At 67.2% G+C, this 16,100-nt stretch carries 14 protein-coding genes; 9 read left to right on the top strand and 5 right to left on the bottom strand.

All coding sequences use genetic code 11. From position 1 onward, the window contains the following. Positions 1 to 5 precede the first annotated feature (5 nt). The 5 genes from AC13C7_RS09570 (at position 6) to proS (ending at position 7,058) form a co-directional block, all read left to right on the top strand. Positions 6 to 1,082, top strand: coding sequence for an AI-2E family transporter (locus AC13C7_RS09570; protein WP_172321515.1), 1,077 nt, complete (start codon positions 6 to 8; stop codon positions 1,080 to 1,082). A gap of 3 nt (positions 1,083 to 1,085) precedes the next feature. After that, complete coding sequence (locus tag AC13C7_RS09565; RefSeq protein ID WP_172321514.1) at positions 1,086 to 1,754, top strand: P-loop NTPase family protein; 669 nt, start codon at positions 1,086 to 1,088, stop codon at positions 1,752 to 1,754. Positions 1,755 to 1,796: 42 nt separating this feature from the next. Next, positions 1,797 to 3,971 carry an RNA degradosome polyphosphate kinase gene (locus AC13C7_RS09560; protein ID WP_172321513.1) on the top strand — a complete coding sequence of 725 codons (2,175 nt, stop codon included), beginning with the start codon at positions 1,797 to 1,799 and terminating at the stop codon, positions 3,969 to 3,971. 38 nt (positions 3,972 to 4,009) lie between these two features. Further along, positions 4,010 to 5,584 carry a Ppx/GppA family phosphatase gene (locus AC13C7_RS09555; RefSeq protein ID WP_482867334.1) on the top strand — a complete coding sequence of 525 codons (1,575 nt, stop codon included), beginning with the start codon at positions 4,010 to 4,012 and terminating at the stop codon, positions 5,582 to 5,584. Between the two features lie 130 nt (positions 5,585 to 5,714). After that, a complete protein-coding gene (proS, locus tag AC13C7_RS09550; RefSeq protein WP_482867333.1) occupies positions 5,715 to 7,058 on the top strand; it encodes a proline--tRNA ligase in 1,344 nt (447 codons plus the stop codon). Between the two features lie 68 nt (positions 7,059 to 7,126). On the opposite strand, the gene AC13C7_RS09545 is transcribed toward proS, so the two are convergent. Beyond that, positions 7,127 to 7,516, bottom strand: coding sequence for a hypothetical protein (locus tag AC13C7_RS09545; protein ID WP_172321511.1), 390 nt, complete (start codon positions 7,514 to 7,516; stop codon positions 7,127 to 7,129). Positions 7,517 to 7,802: 286 nt separating this feature from the next. On the opposite strand from AC13C7_RS09545, the gene AC13C7_RS09540 reads away from it, so the two are divergent. Further along, complete coding sequence (locus AC13C7_RS09540) at positions 7,803 to 8,291, top strand: DUF2937 family protein (RefSeq protein ID WP_172321510.1); 489 nt, start codon at positions 7,803 to 7,805, stop codon at positions 8,289 to 8,291. 54 nt (positions 8,292 to 8,345) lie between these two features. On the opposite strand, the gene AC13C7_RS09535 is transcribed toward AC13C7_RS09540, so the two are convergent. Further along, the gene (locus tag AC13C7_RS09535) at positions 8,346 to 9,281 is read right to left on the bottom strand and encodes an ADP-ribosylglycohydrolase family protein (protein WP_482867332.1); all 936 of its coding nucleotides are present in this window, start codon (positions 9,279 to 9,281) and stop codon (positions 8,346 to 8,348) included. 141 nt (positions 9,282 to 9,422) lie between these two features. Here AC13C7_RS09535 and AC13C7_RS09530 point away from each other — a divergent pair, with 141 nt between their 5' ends. The 3 genes from AC13C7_RS09530 to pepT all read left to right on the top strand — a co-directional run bounded on the left by AC13C7_RS09530 (position 9,423) and on the right by pepT (position 12,722). Next, positions 9,423 to 10,724, top strand: coding sequence for a lipoprotein-releasing ABC transporter permease subunit (locus AC13C7_RS09530; protein WP_482867331.1), 1,302 nt, complete (start codon positions 9,423 to 9,425; stop codon positions 10,722 to 10,724). Beyond that, entirely contained in the window at positions 10,717 to 11,406 is a 690-nt protein-coding gene (locus AC13C7_RS09525; protein WP_482867330.1) for an ABC transporter ATP-binding protein, read from the top strand. The genes AC13C7_RS09530 and AC13C7_RS09525 overlap by 8 nt, the downstream gene beginning before the upstream one ends. A 71-nt stretch (positions 11,407 to 11,477) precedes the next feature. Next, the gene (gene pepT, locus AC13C7_RS09520) at positions 11,478 to 12,722 is read left to right on the top strand and encodes a peptidase T (RefSeq protein WP_172321506.1); all 1,245 of its coding nucleotides are present in this window, start codon (positions 11,478 to 11,480) and stop codon (positions 12,720 to 12,722) included. Between the two features lie 55 nt (positions 12,723 to 12,777). On the opposite strand, the gene AC13C7_RS09515 is transcribed toward pepT, so the two are convergent. Genes AC13C7_RS09515 through AC13C7_RS09505 form a run of 3 tightly spaced genes read right to left on the bottom strand, consistent with a single transcriptional unit; the run spans position 12,778 to position 16,097 of the window. Further along, the gene (locus tag AC13C7_RS09515; protein WP_482867329.1) at positions 12,778 to 13,788 is read right to left on the bottom strand and encodes an Ldh family oxidoreductase; all 1,011 of its coding nucleotides are present in this window, start codon (positions 13,786 to 13,788) and stop codon (positions 12,778 to 12,780) included. Positions 13,789 to 13,800: 12 nt separating this feature from the next. After that, positions 13,801 to 14,412, bottom strand: coding sequence for a DUF3726 domain-containing protein (locus AC13C7_RS09510; RefSeq protein ID WP_482867328.1), 612 nt, complete (start codon positions 14,410 to 14,412; stop codon positions 13,801 to 13,803). Continuing rightward, positions 14,409 to 16,097, bottom strand: a complete 1,689-nt coding sequence (locus AC13C7_RS09505) for a hypothetical protein (RefSeq protein ID WP_482867327.1) — start codon at positions 16,095 to 16,097, stop codon at positions 14,409 to 14,411. The genes AC13C7_RS09510 and AC13C7_RS09505 overlap by 4 nt, the downstream gene beginning before the upstream one ends. Positions 16,098 to 16,100 lie beyond the last annotated feature (3 nt).

Genomic DNA, 16,100 nt, shown 5'->3' with positions numbered 1-16,100 from the left:
TTGCCATGGCCCTTCCCGCGAAACAGCAGCTGATTTTCTGGGCCGTGTTCACCGCCGTTTTCCTGGCGCTCTTCTGGGCCCTGGGCAACGTGCTGCTGCCCTTCATCGTGGGCGCGGCGATCGCCTATATCCTGGACCCGCTGGCAGACCGGCTTGAAACCTGGGGCCTCACGCGGACCTGGGCCACGGTGGTGATCTTCGCGCTGGCGGTGCTGGTCGGGCTGCTGACATTGCTGCTGGTCGTGCCGCTTCTGGTCACCCAGGTGATCGACCTGATCGACGCCGCCCCGCGCCTGTACGAGACCGCGCGCGAACAGGTCATCGAATATTTCCCCTCGATCGTGAACGAGAACAGCGCCATGCGGCAGGCCTTTGCCGACCTGATGGAATCCGCCCGCAGCCAGGCGGGGTCGCTGGCCTCCTCGGTGCTGGCCTCGGCGGGCAGTGCGCTGAGCGGGATCATCGTGCTGGTGGTCTCGCCGGTGGTGGCCTTCTACCTGCTCCTGGACTGGGACCGGATGATCGCGCGCATCGACGAGCTTTTGCCGCGCGACCATGCGCCGGTGCTGCGCGACCTGGCCCGCGATATCGACGCCACGCTGGCCAGCTTCATCCGGGGGCAGGGCACGGTCTGCCTGATCCTGGGCACGTTCTATGCCGTCGCGTTGATGCTGGTGGGGCTGCAATTCGGGCTGGTGGTGGGCCTCTTCGCGGGACTGATCTCGTTCATTCCCTATATCGGGGCGCTCTTCGGCGGCGTGCTGGCCGTGGGGCTGGCGTTGTTCCAGTTCTGGGGCGAGTGGTACTGGATCGCCGCCGTGGCGGGCATCTTCATGATCGGCCAGGCGGTCGAGGGCAATATCCTGACCCCCAAGCTGGTCGGCGATTCTGTCGGGCTGCATCCGGTCTGGCTGCTGCTGGCGCTGTCGGCCTTCGGGGCGCTTTTCGGCTTCGCGGGCATGCTGATCGCGGTGCCGGTCGCTGCCGTCATCGGCGTCGTCATGCGCTACCTGGGCGAGCGCTATCGCGACGGGTTGCTCTATCGCGGGCAGACGGGCCGGGCGCGGGAAGAAGACGGCTGAGCCATGGCGGAACAACTGACTTTCGACCTGGCCGCCCGACCCGCGCTTGGCCGTGACGATTACTTCGTCTCGCCCGCCAACGCGACCGCCGTGGCGGGCATCGACGCCTGGCGCGACTGGCCGCGTGGCAAGATGGTGCTGACGGGCCCGCAAGGCGCGGGCAAGACCCACCTGGCGCATGTCTGGGCCGAGGCGGCAGGCGCGCAGGTCGTCGGCGCGGCCGAGCTTGAGGGGCTGGACCCCGCCACGCTGGGCCCCGCGCTGGCGGTCGAGGATGTGGACCGGGGCCTGACGGAGGCGGCGGAGACCGCGCTGTTCCATATTCACAACGTGCTTGCGGGGCAGGGGGGCGCGCTGTTGTTGACCGCCCGGACCGCGCCCGCGCGCTGGCCCCTGCGCCTGGCCGATCTGAAAAGCCGGGTGCAGCAGGCGGGTGTCCTGCAACTCGACGCGCCCGATGACGCGCTTCTGGCGGCGCTGATGGTCAAGCTCGCCACCGACCGGCAATTGCGCCTGGCCCCGCGCCTGATCCCCTATGCGCTGCTTCGCATGGAGCGGTCCTTTGCCGCAGCGCAGAGGCTGATCGCGCGGATCGACGCGCAATCGCTGCGCGACAAGAAGAAACCCGGCGAGGCGATGATCCGGGCGATACTTGCGGAAGACGGGGAATGAGTGTCAGGCTGCGCCCGGACGCACATGCAAGGGAGCAGATGAATGGTCGGTGCTGATTTCCTCTCCGCCCCCCTGGCCGAGCCCGTGGACCTGCCCGAGGCGCAGACCGAAGGTCCGGCGCGCTTCTTCAACCGCGAACTCAGCTGGCTGGCCTTCAACTGGCGCGTGCTGGAAGAGGCCGAGAACACCCGCGTGCCGCTGCTGGAACGGTTGCGCTTCATCTCGATCTCGGCGGCGAACCTCGATGAGTTCTACACCGTGCGCGTCGCGGGCCTGCGCGAATTGGCGCAGGAGGGCAACACCACGCCCTCCGACGATGGCCGCACCCCGGTCGAGCAGCTGCGCCTGATCAATGCCGATGCGCGCAGCCTGATGCGGGCGCAGCAGGCGGCCTGGGTCACGGTCAGCGCCGCGCTGGAGGAGGCGGGAATCACCGTCGTCGCGCGCGATGCGCTGACCAAGGAGGACAAAGCGGCGCTGGATGCGGTCTTCCTGGCCAATGTCTTTCCCGTGCTGTCGCCGCTGGCCATCGACCCGGCGCATCCCTTTCCCTTCATCCCGAACGAGGGCATCGTGCTGGCGCTACAGATGAAGAGCGCGAAGGATGGCCGCCCGTTGCAGGCGCTGCTGCCGATCCCGGCGCAGGTCGATCGCTTCATCCCGCTGCCCGCGCCCGAGGGGCAGACCCGCGTGCTGCTGCTGGAGGAGCTTTTGCTGCTCAACCTGGGCGCGCTCTTTCCCGGCTACAAGCTGACCGGGTCGTGCATCTTCCGCGTGCTGCGCGACAGCGACCTGGAGGTCGAGGAAGAGGCCGAAGACCTGGTGCGCGAGTTCGAGACCGCGCTGAAGCGCCGCCGCCGGGGCCATGTCGTGCGGTTGCAGATCTCGTCTGGCGCGCCCGAGGCATTGCAGCGCCAGATCACCGAGCATCTGCATGTGATCGGCGACGAGGTGGTGGAGGTCACCGGCATGATTGGCTTGGCGCGCCTCAAGGAACTGGTGCTGGAGGGCCGCCCGGACCTGATGTGGCCCAACTTCACCCCGCGCGTGCCGGAACGGGTGCAGGACCATGACGGCAACATGTTCAGCGCGATCCGGCAAAAGGACATGCTGCTGCATCACCCCTACGAGACTTTCGACATGGTGGTGCGGTTCCTGGCGCAGGCCGCGCGCGACCCCAACGTGGTGGCCATCCGGCAGACGCTCTACCGCACCTCGAACGAGAGCCCCATCGTCGATGCGCTTTGCGAGGCCGCCGAGAACGGCAAATCCGTCACCGCGCTGGTGGAGTTGAAGGCGCGCTTCGACGAGGCCGCCAATATCCGGCAGTCGCGCAAGCTGGAACGCTCGGGCGCGCATGTCGTCTATGGCTTCATCAACTACAAGACCCACGCCAAGATCAGCGCCGTGGTCCGGCGCGAGGGCGACCGGCTGGTCACCTATACCCATTTCGGCACCGGCAATTACCACCCGATCACGGCACGCTTCTATACCGATCTCAGCCTTTTCACCTGCGACGATGCGCTTGGCCGCGATGCCACCAAGGTTTTCAACTATATCGGCGGTTACGCGGAGCCCGAGGGGCTGGAGAACCTCTCGATCTCGCCACTCTCGCTGAAATCCACCATCATCGACAGCCTGCGCGCCGAGGCCGCGCATGCCCGCGAGGGGCGCAAGGCGGCGGTCTGGGCCAAGATGAACAGCCTGATCGAACCCGATGTCATCGACGCGCTCTACGAGGCCAGCCAGGCGGGCGTGAAGATCGACCTGGTGATCCGGGGCATCTGCGGCTTGAGGCCGGGGGTGAAAGGGCTTTCCGAGAATATCCGCATCAAATCCGTCGTGGGCCGGTTCCTGGAACACAGCCGCATCGTCTGTTTCGGCAACGGCGCAGGGTTGCCGTCGAAAAAGGCGCGGGTCTATATCAGTTCCGCCGACTGGATGGGGCGCAACCTCAACCGGCGGGTGGAAACGCTGGTCGAATGCACCAACCCCACGGTCAAGGCGCAGATCGTCAGCCAGATCATGGCGGCGAACCTCGCCGATGTGGCGCAATCGTGGGTGTTGCAGCCCGATGGCACCTTTTTGCGGCCCGATCTGGATGCGATCGACCGGCCCTTTTCCTGTCACCGTTTCTTCATGCAGAACCCGTCCTTGTCGGGGCGCGGATCGGCGGGGGCCAAGGACGTGCCGGAATTGACCCATTCACATGATTGACCTTCGCGTAAACTGACGGCATTTGAGGACAGGACGAGATGGACCGAAGCGACGCGATGCCGACCCAGACCCGTGACACACTGCCCCCGGGCCAGGGCCTGTTTTCCCGCCCGCTGTTCCAGGATCCGACCGCGCGGGCACTGGCGCGGGTGGGCGTGATCGACATCGGCTCGAACTCGGTCCGGCTGGTGGTGTTCGATGGCGCGGCGCGCTCGCCTGCCTATTTCTACAACGAAAAGGTGCTCTGCGGCCTTGGCGCGGGTTTCGCCGAGACGGGGCGCTTGTCCGCCGAGGGGCGTCCGCGCGCGATGGCGGCGCTGAAACGGTTCGCGGCGCTGGCCTCGGGCATGAATGTCTCGGCCCTGATCGCGGTTGCCACGGCTGCGGTGCGCGAGGCCGAGGACGGGCCCGAGTTCCGCGCCGAGGCCGAGGCCGAGACCGGGCTGACCATCCATGTCGTCGATGGCGAGGAGGAGGCCCGCCTGTCGGCGCAGGGCGTGCTGCTTGGCTGGCCGGGGGCCGAGGGCATGATCTGCGATATCGGCGGCTCCTCGATGGAGCTGGCCGAGCTGAAGGGCAATGGCGATATCGGCACCTGCCGCAGCTCGGACCTGGGGCCGCTGAAATTGCAGGGGATCAAGGGCGGCAAGAAGGCGGTCAAGGCGCATATCAAGGACACGATCGCGGCGTTGCAGAAGGAATTTCCGGACAGGCCCGAGCGCCTCTTCCTGGTCGGCGGCTCGTGGCGGGCGATTGCGCGGATCGACATGGAACGGCGCGGCTATCCCCTGAAGGTGCTGCATGAATACCGCATGTCCCGCAAGGATATCCGCGACACGATCAAGTATATCGACGCCGCCGACCTGGACGAATTGCGCGATCGCACCGGGACCAGCGCCGAACGGATGCGGCTGGTGCCGCTGGCGGCGCTTGTGCTCAAGGAGCTGGTGAACCGCGTCAAGCCCGATGAGGTGGCGGTGTCCTCCTACGGGATCCGCGAGGGGATGCTCTATGAGCAGATGTCGGACGAGCAGCGCAACCGCGACCCGCTGATCGAGGCGGCCTACATGATGGAAAGTCTCAACGCACGGATGCCGGGGTTTGGCCGGGCGCTGTTCAAGTTCATCGAACCGCTCTTCGGCTCGGTCCGGCCCGCCCGCAAGCGGGTGATGCGGGCGGCCTGCCTCTTGCACGATGTCAGCTGGCGCGCGCATCCCGATTACCGCGCCGAGGTCTGTTTCGACAATGCCACGCGGGCCAATCTGGGGGCGCTGAAACATGGCGAGCGGGTCTATCTGGGGCTGGCGCTGCTGCACCGCTACAAATCCTCGCGCAAGGGCACCAATTTCGAACCGCTGATGACGCTTCTGGCCGAGAAGGACCAGCGCGAGGCCGAGATCCTTGGCCGCGCGATGCGCTTCGGCGCGATGTTCACGCTGGAGCGGCCGCAAGATCACGGGGCGCTCAAGCTCTATCCCAAGAAAGGCATCCTGCAACTGACCCTGCGCTCCAAGATGGGACGGGATCTGTTCAGCGAGGTCGCGCAGGCCCGGTTCGAGGCGCTGGCACAGGCGATCGGGGCCGATCCGGTGGTCAAGCACAAGCAGCGCTGAGGGAGCGGAGGGCGCGGGGTCGACCCCGCGCGGCATCTCTGCGTCGACGCAGAGAGACCGCCGCATTGCCTTTCCCCCCGGTGATCGCATAAGCAGCGGGCACGTCACTTTGCCAAGGAACCCCCGCAAGATGCGCCTCACCCGCTATTTCCTTCCCGTCCTGAAAGAAACCCCTGCCGAGGCGCAGATCGTCAGCCACCGCCTGATGCTGCGCGCGGGGCTAATCAAGCAGGCCGCGGCGGGGATCTATTCCTGGCTGCCTTTGGGCTACAAGGTGCTGCGCCGGATCGAACAGATCGTGCATGAGGAACAGGCCCGCGCCGGACACCTGGCCATGCTGATGCCGACGATCCAGTCCGCCGACCTGTGGCGCGAGAGCGGGCGCTACGATGCCTATGGCGAGGAGATGCTGCGCATCAAGGACCGCGGCGGGCGCGACATGCTGTTCACGCCCACGGCGGAAGAGCTGATCACCGACATCTTCCGCGCCAATGTGTCCAGCTACAAGGATCTGCCGCTGACGATGTATCAGATCCAGTGGAAATTCCGCGACGAGATCCGCCCGCGTTTCGGCGTCATGCGCGGGCGCGAATTCCTGATGAAGGACGGCTACAATTTCGACCTGACCAGGGAAGATGCGCTGCACGCCTATAACCGCCACCTGGTCAGCTACCTGCGCACCTATGAACGGATGGGGCTGCAAGCGATCCCGATGCGTGCCGATAGCGGGCCGATTGGCGGCGACGACACGCATGAATTCCTTGTGCTGGCGGAGACCGGCGAGTCGGAAGTGTTCTACGATTCCCAGATCACCGACCTGAAATTCGGCGACCGCGAGGTCGATTACGACAGCGTCGAGCAGTGCCAGGCCGTGCTGGAAGAGTTCACCAGCCGCTATGCCCGCACCGACGAGACCCATGACGAGGCGAAATTCGCCGACGTCCCCGAGGAGCGCCGCCGCGTCGCGCGCGGCATCGAGGTGGGCCAGATCTTCTATTTCGGCACCAAGTATTCCGACGCCCTGGGCGCGACTGTGCAGACGATGGATGGCGAGAAGGTTCCGGTCCATATGGGCAGCCACGGCATCGGCGTCTCCCGCCTTCTGGGCGCGATCATCGAGGCCAGCCATGACGACAAGGGCATCATCTGGCCCGAGGGGGTGACACCCTTCCATTGCGGCATCGTCAACCTCAAGCAGGGCGACGAGGAAGCCGACGCGGCCTGCGAGGCGCTCTACAAGGCGCTGACGGCGGCGGGGCTCGATCCGCTCTATGATGACCGCAATGAACGCGCGGGCGGCAAGTTCGCCACCATGGACCTGATCGGCCTGCCCTGGCGCATCACCGTCGGGCCGCGTGGCCTCAAGAACGGGGTGGTGGAGCTGACCTCGCGCCGCACGGGCGAAAGCGAGGAAATGCCGCCCGAGGCAGCGGTGGCGAGGATCGTCGAGATCTACGCCGCGCATCGGGGCTGATCTCGCTTCAAGAGGAAAAGCGCCGCGCCCCGGACATCCCCGAGGCGCGGCGTTTTCTTGTCAGACTGTCAGTTCAGGTAGACATTGACTGTCGAATTGTTCCGGCAGGTGAAGGTGTTTCCCTGCACGGTATAGCCGCCGCTCCACCGGCCCCCCTGGGTGACGCGGTAGCGGAACCGCAGGAGCGTCTGCGCGTTCTCAACGTCTTCGAGGTTCTGGGTGAAAGTGAAGTAATAGCCGTCCTGGATAATGTGATCCGGCACCGGTTCCGAGCGCCAGAGGCTCTGGCCGTAATCGTAGTAGTCCAGATCATAGACCTGGACCGCCTGGCCCGAATTGTTGTGCAGGCGCATGGTCACGTCCTCGCAGATGTCGAAGCCGAAGGCACTGGCCGAGGTGCCGGTCGCGGCAAGGACGGTGGCGGCAATGGCGGTTTTCGCAATGGTCTTGATGGTCAATCTTTCGTCTCCTTTAAGGCTGTCTGCGCGTCATGATGCTCCGCATGAAATGAACGGATGACGCGGGATCGCGGCACGGGGCCGCGGCGCAACCTTGTCGTCCTCTGGACACGATGTCACGGCGCGGGGCCTGTCATCACGGTTTTGTGAAGGGGCGGGCAGGACCCGATGCGCGGGATATACCGAGAGAACCGGCCCGGCTTGGGGGCCGGATCTAACCCCTCCCCCTGCCTGTCCTTTTGTGCTAGTCTGGCGCTAACAATAAGAAGACAGGGCAGAGCGGACCATGAAAATTCTGGCTCTTGTAGCGGGGATCACCGGCGCGGCGGCGCTGGCGCAATTCCCCGAGGCCTCCACCCAATATGTGCAACGCCTCGCGGGCGCGGTCGATGAACTGGCCGTGGTGGTCGAGGATTTCGACCGCTCGGCTGAAGCCGCCGGGCTGACCCGCTACCAGGCGCTGGACGAGTTGACCGGCACCGCGTTCCTCAACGCGCGCAATGCCGACATGACCCGCACCCTGACCCGGTTTGAAGCATTGAGCGCCGACCTGACCCTGTTGCGCGCCGCCGGGCCGCTGGAGCGGCTGCTCTTGATGCCCGCGCGTCTGGATACCGAGATCGGCCGCCGCGCGATGCAGGATTTCCAGCCGGCGCTGCCCGTCTCGTTCCTCGGCGTGGGCTTTGCCGCGATCGGGTTCCTGGCGGGGTATGGCCTTCTGGCGGCGCTGGCGGGCCTCCTGGCGCGGCTCTTGCGGCGGCGCCAGATGGTCTGAGGGGGCGGAGGCTTTTCGAAAAGCCTCGCACGCGATTTCGAAATCGCGGCACACTTACCCTGCCAACGCGCGGCAATCCTCCCAGATCGCGACACCATCTGTTAGCCGCAGCACCCAGTCCAAGGGGATGCCATGTGGCCCCTCCAGCCCATGCACCGCGCCCATCACCGCCCCGATCAGGATCGCCCGTCCGGCACTGTCGCCGCCCGCGCGGATATTGCGCTCGACCGCATCGGCATAACTGGTGGCGTGGCGCAGGATGTGCATGATCACCGGCCCGGCCATCGGCAGGTGACAGGCGCGGCCCATCCTTTCGGCATAGTCGGTGGAACTGGCCTCGTCGGTTTTCAGCGCGTCGGTCAGAGCGTGGCGGATGCCGCTATCGGCCTCCGCCACGGCGGCCCCTATCGCGGCCGGCAGGTCTTCGCCGGACAGCACACGGCCCAGGAGGTCGGTGAAAGCGGCGGCATAGGCGTCGGCGACCGGGTTGATATTGGTCACTTCGCGCGCCCCTCGGGCCTTCTCCGCAAGGTGGTCCTGCCCATGATAGGCCGCCATGATGGCGGGCAGGGTGGCCGTGGCGGGCAGTTGATCGTCGTCGACCCCGGTCTCGGCCTTCTCATCCGCGATATTGGCCAGCGCGGCACGGGTCGGACGGTCGATATAGCCCTGATAGGGCCCGCCCGCGCCGAAATGGGCGGCGTAGGCCCGCCGGTAGGCACCCCCGTCGAACCCGCCCTCACTCCGCGTCACGCGCATCGCCAGCCACAGCACCTCGCCATATTGGCTGAGCATCCCCGCGCGCCGTCCGGCATGGGCGAAATAGCCCTTGGCCCCGTCGAAGAACGCAGGCTCCACGGGCGCGAAGGCGGCAGTGCCGCGCGCCTCGGCAATTTCGGCAATACGGGCGGGATCATAGAGCCAGTGCAACCCAAGGCTGGCGGCATCGGCGGTCAGCGCGCCAAGCAGCATGGTGGATTTCGGGGACATCGGGCACCTTTTCATCTGTCAGTCGCGGCGACGCTAGCACGGCCCCCCGCGCAAAGCCCATTGCTTCTTTCCGCCGCCGCCACCTTGGGGTAGGGTTCGCGCCAAGCGCCCCCAAGCGGCGCGCGCGATCCAGGAGCAGCCATGCCATCCGCCCCCAGACCCTCCACCACCAGGCCCTTTGCCGGGTTCGAGTTCCTCATCGCCTGGCGCTACCTGCGCGCCAAACGGGCCGAGGGTGGGGTCAGCGTGATGACCTGGATCAGCTTCCTGGGGATCATGCTGGCGGTGATGGCGCTGATCGCGACGCTGGCCGTGCGCTCGGGCTTCCGGCACGAGTTCGTCGGCACCATCCTGGGCGCCAACGCCCATGCCAGCGTGATCCCGATGGCGCGCGAGAACCAGTCGGGGCGGGTCCAGCGTGTCCTGCCGGATTACGAGGCCGTGGCCGAGCGGTTGCGCGAAGTACCCGGCGTCACCCATGCCTTCCCGATCATCAGGAACCAGGTGATGGCGACGGGCGAGGGGGCCAATGCGGGCGTCGAGGTGATCGGCATCAGTGCCGCCGACCTGGCGCAGGTGCCGCTGGTGGCCGATCCCGAGGTCGCGCAGGGCGACCTGTCGCGCTTTGAAGAGGGTATCGCGCTTGGCTCGGGCGTGGCGCGCAGCCTCAATGTCGGGGTGGGCGACCGGATCCGGCTGATCTCGCCAGATGGCGCGCGCACGGCCTTCGGCACCAGCCCGCGTATCTCCGCCTATGAGGTGGTCTATATCTTCCAGGTCGGGCGCTACGATATCGACCGGGTCCGCGCCTATCTGCCGTTCGGGGAGGCGCAGACCTATTTCAACCGCGACGGCGTTGCCGACGAGGTCGAGATCATCGTCGAGACCCCCGAGGAGGTCGATGCGATGGTCCTGCCGCTGACCCGCGCGGCGCGGGCCGACGCCATCATCTGGACCTGGCGCGACAGTTCCGGATCGTTCCTGCGCGCCTTGCAGATGGAGGATAACGTGATGTTCATCATCCTCTCGATCCTGGTGCTGATCGCCACGATGAACATCGTCTCGGGCCTGATCATGCTGGTGAAGAACAAGAGCCGCGATATCGGCATCCTGCGCACCGTGGGCCTGTCCGAAGGCTCGATCCTGCGCGTGTTCTTCATCTGCGGCGCGTCCGTGGGCGTGGCGGGCACGCTGGCCGGTGTCGCGCTTGGCGTGGCCTTCGCCATCTGGATCGACCCGATCTTCGGCTTCGTCAACTGGATGGCGGGGGGCGGCGTCTGGGATCCGTCCGTGCGGTTCCTCTCGACCCTTCCCGCAAGGCTGGAATGGGGGGATGTCCTGTCGGCGGTGGCGCTGTCGCTTGGCCTTTCCTTCACCATCACCTTCATCCCGGCCCGGCGCGCGGCGCGGATGAACCCGGTGGAGGCGCTGCGCTATGAGTAACACGGTGCTGCGCCTCGACGGCATCGAGAAGGGCTACAAACTGGGCCAGCCGGGCGAGTTGCGCGTGCTGCGCGGGGCCTCGGCGCGGATCGCGCGGGGCGAGGTCGTGGCGCTGGTGGCCCCCTCGGGCGCGGGGAAATCGACGCTTCTGCATATCGCGGGGCTGCTCGACACGCCCGATGCGGGGACGGTCGAGATCATGGGGGCAGGGCTAAGCGGCGCGCGTGACCGCAAGCGCACGGCGGCGCGGCGCAGGCAGATCGGCTTCGTCTACCAGTTCCACCACCTGCTGCCGGAGTTTACCGCCGCCGAGAACATCGTGCTGCCGCAACTGGCCAATGGTGTCGCGCGGGCCGAGGCGACGGAGCGCGCCGGGATGCTGCTGGCCCAGGTGGGGTTGAAGGACCGCGCCGACCATCGCCCCTCGGCCCTGTCGGGCGGCGAACAGCAACGGGTGGCCTTCTGCCGCGCGCTGGCCAATGCGCCCCGGCTTTTGCTGGCCGATGAGCCCACGGGCAACCTCGACCCCGCCACCTCGGACCAGGTTTTCGACCGGCTGATCGCGCTGGTGCGCGACACCGGCATGGGCGCGCTCATCGCCACCCATAACCTCGAACTTGCCGCCCGGATGGACCGGGTCTTGCGGCTGGAGGAGGGCGTGCTGGTGGATGGCCTCGCCTGACATCCCCCGATCTTGACACCGCCTCCGCTTTGCGGGCCTCTTCTGCGCAGAACCCCAGAAGGAGGCCCCCGATGCGATCCGATTTCGATACCGCGCTGGAAACCCGGCTTGTGCGCTATGCCGCCATCGACAGCCAGAGCGACGAGGCATCGCCCACCTCCCCGAGCACCGAGATCCAGTATGACATGCTCAACCTGCTGAAGGCGGAACTGGAGGAGATCGGGGCCGAGGACGTGCGGCTGACCGATTACGGCGTCGTGCTGGCCACGATCCCGGCCAGCCCGGGCGTCGAGGCCCCGGTGATCGGCCTCCTGGCCCATGTCGATACCGCGCCCGCCTATAACGCGACCGGGGTGAAACCGGTGGTGCATCGCGGCTATAACGGCGGCGATATCAGCTTTGCCGACGCGCCCGACCTGGTGCTGTCGCCCCGGACCTCGCCCTATCTGGCGGGCAAGGAGGGGCATGACATCATCACCGCCAGCGGCACCACGCTGCTTGGGGCCGATGACAAGGCGGGCGTCGCGATCATCATGACCGCCGCCGAACACCTGCTGAAGACCCCCGAGAGTCCGCACGGCAGGATCCGCATCGCCTTCACGCCCGACGAGGAGATCGGGCGCGGCGTGACCGAGCCCCTGCCGGGCGATCTGGGCGCCGATTTCGCCTATACGTTCGACGGGGCCAAACTGGGTGAGCTGGATTACGAGAGCTTTTCGGCCGATGGCGCGAAGGTTGTGGTAACGGGTGTCTCGGCGCATCCGGGTGACGCCAAGGGCAAGCTGGTCAACGCGCTGATCCTGTCGGCGCGGATCGTCGAGACGCTGACCCATGCCTGCCCGACGCCCGAGGTGACGGAGGCGCGCGAGGGGTTCATCCTGGTGGGCGAGATCGAGGGCAACGCGGCGGAGGCGACGATCAAGCTGATCCTGCGCGATTTCGAGATGGCGGGGCTGGAGGCCAAGGGCGCGCTGCTGAAACAGGTCTGCGCCACCGTCGCCGCGCGCGAGCCGCGCGCCCGGATCACCTGCGAGATCCGCCACCAGTATCGCAACATGCGCTATTGGCTGGAGGAGGACATGAGCCCCGTGGACCTCGCCCGTGCGGCGATGCAGGCGGAGGGGATCGAGCCGTTGTCCAAGCCGATCCGGGGCGGCACCGACGGGTCGCGCCTGACCGAGATGGGGGTGCCATGCCCCAACATCTTCACCGGCATGCAGGAGATTCACGGGCCGCTGGAATGGATCAGCGTGCAGGATATGGCTGCGGCAACGAAGGTCTGCGTGCGGCTGGCGGGGTTGGCGGCGAAAGGGTAGCGGGGTCCGGTCCGCGTCAGGCCCCCTTGGCAGCGCCCCCACCTTGACCGGCGCGTCAGTTCACGATCGCCGCGATCTTGTCCAGCGTGGCGGTATTGACCGCAACGCCGGATCGTTTGGCCTCGGCCCGTTTCGCGCGCCGCCCGTCGCCTTGCAGATGTGCGCCCTCCTGCGCCCGGATCGCGGCGATGAGATCGCTCATGCGGGTGCCGAAATGGCCGCCGCTGGTGGCGCCGGGATGGATCGCGATGAAGCATTGCCCGGTCTTGGGCGGCCCGCCCTGAGTGCCCGAAAACGGGGCCGCATCCTTGCCGAGCGTTGCCCCCGACAGCGCCGCTGCCATCACCTCGACCAAAAGCGCCACACCAACGCCCTTGTAGCCGCCCGAGGGGGCCATGGAGCCCTTGAGCCCGACATTCGGGTCGGTCGTGGGATTGCCGTCCGGGTCCAGCGCCCACCCGACCGGGATCGGGCGATCCTCTCGCGCGTGTTTCATCACCTCGGACTTGGCGATGGTGCTGGCGCTCTGGTCGATGAGCAGATCGACCTCACCGCCGTCACCCGGCGTGGCCAGCGAGAACGGGTTGGTGCCGATGACGGGCCTCGCCCCACCCGAGGGCGCGATCGAGGCGGGCGCGTTGGTAAAGCCCAACCCTACCAGACCGGCGGCGGCCAGACGGTGGGTGTGATAGCCCAGGACGCCGCAATTGTAGCTGTCATGGATGTTGAGGATCGCGATGCCCTGGTCGCGCGCAAGCGGAATCAGTTGCTCGAACCCCAGATCAATCGCGGGATGGGCAAAGCCGGTCGCCGCATCGACATGGAGCGCGGCGGGGCGCGGATGTGTCAGCACGGGCCGCGCCTGGCCATCGACCTTGCCGCACCCGACATGTTCGCAATAGATCGGGATATAGGCGAGGCCATGGGAGGCGACGCCATCTGCCTCGGTCGCGGCGGTGGCGACGGCCAGGGGCCGCGCATTGGCCTCGGAGGTGCCGGCGGCGACCAGCGCGCGCATGGCGAGGTCTTCGATGTCGGAGAGCGTCAGGGTCTTGGTCTGGATCATGGGGGCCTCGGATCAGTCATTGTCGGAGAGGCCCGCCCCCGCCCCGGCAAGGCGCGAGGCCTCGGTCGCGGGGGCGTAGGTGCGGGCGGCGAAGGAGAGAAGCCGGGCCCAATCTGTGGGCGCGGGCGTGGCGCGGCGGGCGCTGGGCAGGGGCCGCGTGACCGCGCCGCCGAGGGTGAGCGTGACGGTGGCCTTGGACTGCGGCTGGCCGGTGAGGGCAGTCTGGGTGCCGTCTGTCGTGGCAATGAAACCAGCGCTGTGCAGGGTGATGGTCTTGCACAAGGCGCGCGCGGCGGCACTGGCGAAGGGCAGGAGCAGGCGGGGATGCGCGACGGGCGTCAGGCGGATCGGGCCGCCGGGCAGGAGATGCGCGAAATCGGACAGCGCGATGCCGGTGCGCAGCGCGCAGAGCGGGCGCGATGCCGACCATTGGCCGGGGGAGATGTCCGGCCCCGCATGGCGCGGCCCGCGCAGCAGCACCGCCAGGTCACCGCAGCCGTCAAGCCCGTGCGCGCACAACCAGCGCGTGGCGCGCCCGGCCTCCTCTGCCTCGCCCCAGGACAGGCCCGCCCCGCGCGCAGCCTTGCGTGCCGTGGCCTCGATCTCGTTCAGGGAGAGGCTCATGGCGGGGCCTCGGGGTAGATCCAGTGCTCGGCGCTGGCGGGCGTCAGATCCTCGGGGTAGGGCGCGCCGGTATACATGGCAATCCGCACCCACCGGTCGGATCGCGGGTCGAAATGCGTGGCCCCGAAGAACGAGAGTTTGGCGCGCAGCATGTCGATGGGCAGGAGGTCGGCGGAAATGATGTTGTCGCGGATCTCGGCATAGGGCGCGATACGGGCGATCTGCGCGCGCCGGATGCTCTGGCGGTGCTGGGGATGGGCCAGCAGGAACTCGGCGATGGCGGTGTCACCGGCGTAGTTGTCCAACGCATGAAAGGCTGCTGCCGCATCGCGGGCGGGCGCGAGGGGTTGTTCGTAATCGGCAATCGGTTCGTCGAACCGCTCACCGAGGCGGGGCTCCAGCTTTTCTTCCGACACATACCAGGCGCGGGCGCAATTCGACGGCGCGCTCCAGTCCAGGTCGAACGCCCAACTGAAGCACTCGGCAAGGGCGGCGCGCGTTTCGGCCACGCTTTGTGCGCCGTCGATATGAAACGCATCCGGGTTGCCATCGGCCATGCAGGAGGCAAGACCGTCCACCAGATCGGGGTAAGGTTCCAGTATCAGCGAGGCGACAAGCTCCTGCGCGTCCTCATGCAGGTTCGCTTCAGCCCATTGATACAGGCGGTTCCAGGGATAATCCGTGGCCAGATCGGACACCGCCACATATGCCATCAGCGCGACCAGATCGGCGCGCAGAAGACCGAGTCGCTCGGTCTGGATCGGGTGGTCGGAGCGCCAGCGGACGACGGAAAACGCGCTGCGGTCGAGAAGCGCGCGGAAGGTATCGGCCTCCTGCGGGGTGGCGGTTACGACCGAGCGGACGCGGGCAATCGCCTCTTCCCGCGCCATGATCCAGTTGTTGAAGAGGACGGGATGATTGACGATGAAGGGGGCCATTCCAAGGCCGGTCGAATTGCCGATCCCGAGGCGTCGCGCGATGCTGGGGTCGAGCGTCGCCGCCCGGTCCCCGCCTGTCGCGTGCGCCATGTGCTGCACGAGGTCGCGCACGAAGACGCGCGTGAGGTAGACCGAGAGCATTTCGGCCTGGAACGGCACCTGCATTTCGGGGCGGTCGGCGATTATTTCACGATCCACCGCGCCGAACTTGCCCGAGCCGTAGACGGCGGTGGTGCGCATCAGGTAGCCGACGGCGTCGATCCGGGCCGGGTCGGGCTGCTGCCCGCGGGCCAGCCGGTCCACGACATGCGCCCACAACCGGACGGAGCGGTTGGCGCGAGAGAGCGACAGCTCGGTTTCCGAGATGCGGCCTGCCTCCTGCAAGGGCACATTGGCGCGCAGCCGGTCGATATCCGCGCCGGTCGGCACGCCATCGTAGAGGCAGAAGGTGGCATCCCAGGCCTCGGCGATGACCCGGTCCGAGCGTTGATCGGCAGGCAGGTCATGCGCGAAGGCGATGAGGGAATAGCGGCGCTCCGGCGTATGCGCGGTATAGACGGCATGGCCCACACCCTGCGCGTCGATTTCGAAGACGGGCCGGGTGAAAGTCCATTCTTCAGCCGCCATGCGCCGTGTCAGCACCCGCATGAAGCTGAGGCGGGATTGGTGCAGAACCCCGAGCCGGCTCAGCCGCATCACCTGCGCCGGCGGGCGGCGGGGGATGTGGGTGCGGGCCGGGTCGCGCATCGG

This window comes from Alterinioella sp. B-7 (genome assembly GCF_056857775.1).
The sequence above is the reverse complement of the archived record's forward strand: the minus strand, read 5'-3'. Positions and strand labels throughout refer to the sequence as shown.

What these genes read in the sequence shown, in the direction of transcription:
- AC13C7_RS09555 (WP_482867334.1), top strand. Translation starts at nt 4,010, where the DNA reads ATGGACCGAAGCGACGCGATGCCGACCCAGACCCGTGACACACTGCCC.
- pepT (WP_172321506.1), top strand. Translation starts at nt 11,478, where the DNA reads ATGCGATCCGATTTCGATACCGCGCTGGAAACCCGGCTTGTGCGCTAT.
- AC13C7_RS09530 (WP_482867331.1), top strand. Translation starts at nt 9,423, where the DNA reads ATGCCATCCGCCCCCAGACCCTCCACCACCAGGCCCTTTGCCGGGTTC.
- AC13C7_RS09535 (WP_482867332.1), bottom strand. Translation starts at nt 9,281, where the DNA reads ATGTCCCCGAAATCCACCATGCTGCTTGGCGCGCTGACCGCCGATGCC.
- proS (WP_482867333.1), top strand. Translation starts at nt 5,715, where the DNA reads ATGCGCCTCACCCGCTATTTCCTTCCCGTCCTGAAAGAAACCCCTGCC.
- AC13C7_RS09540 (WP_172321510.1), top strand. Translation starts at nt 7,803, where the DNA reads ATGAAAATTCTGGCTCTTGTAGCGGGGATCACCGGCGCGGCGGCGCTG.
- AC13C7_RS09570 (WP_172321515.1), top strand. Translation starts at nt 6, where the DNA reads ATGGCCCTTCCCGCGAAACAGCAGCTGATTTTCTGGGCCGTGTTCACC.
- AC13C7_RS09505 (WP_482867327.1), bottom strand. Translation starts at nt 16,097, where the DNA reads ATGCGCGACCCGGCCCGCACCCACATCCCCCGCCGCCCGCCGGCGCAG.
- AC13C7_RS09515 (WP_482867329.1), bottom strand. Translation starts at nt 13,788, where the DNA reads ATGATCCAGACCAAGACCCTGACGCTCTCCGACATCGAAGACCTCGCC.
- AC13C7_RS09510 (WP_482867328.1), bottom strand. Translation starts at nt 14,412, where the DNA reads ATGAGCCTCTCCCTGAACGAGATCGAGGCCACGGCACGCAAGGCTGCG.
- AC13C7_RS09560 (WP_172321513.1), top strand. Translation starts at nt 1,797, where the DNA reads ATGGTCGGTGCTGATTTCCTCTCCGCCCCCCTGGCCGAGCCCGTGGAC.
- AC13C7_RS09565 (WP_172321514.1), top strand. Translation starts at nt 1,086, where the DNA reads ATGGCGGAACAACTGACTTTCGACCTGGCCGCCCGACCCGCGCTTGGC.
- AC13C7_RS09525 (WP_482867330.1), top strand. Translation starts at nt 10,717, where the DNA reads ATGAGTAACACGGTGCTGCGCCTCGACGGCATCGAGAAGGGCTACAAA.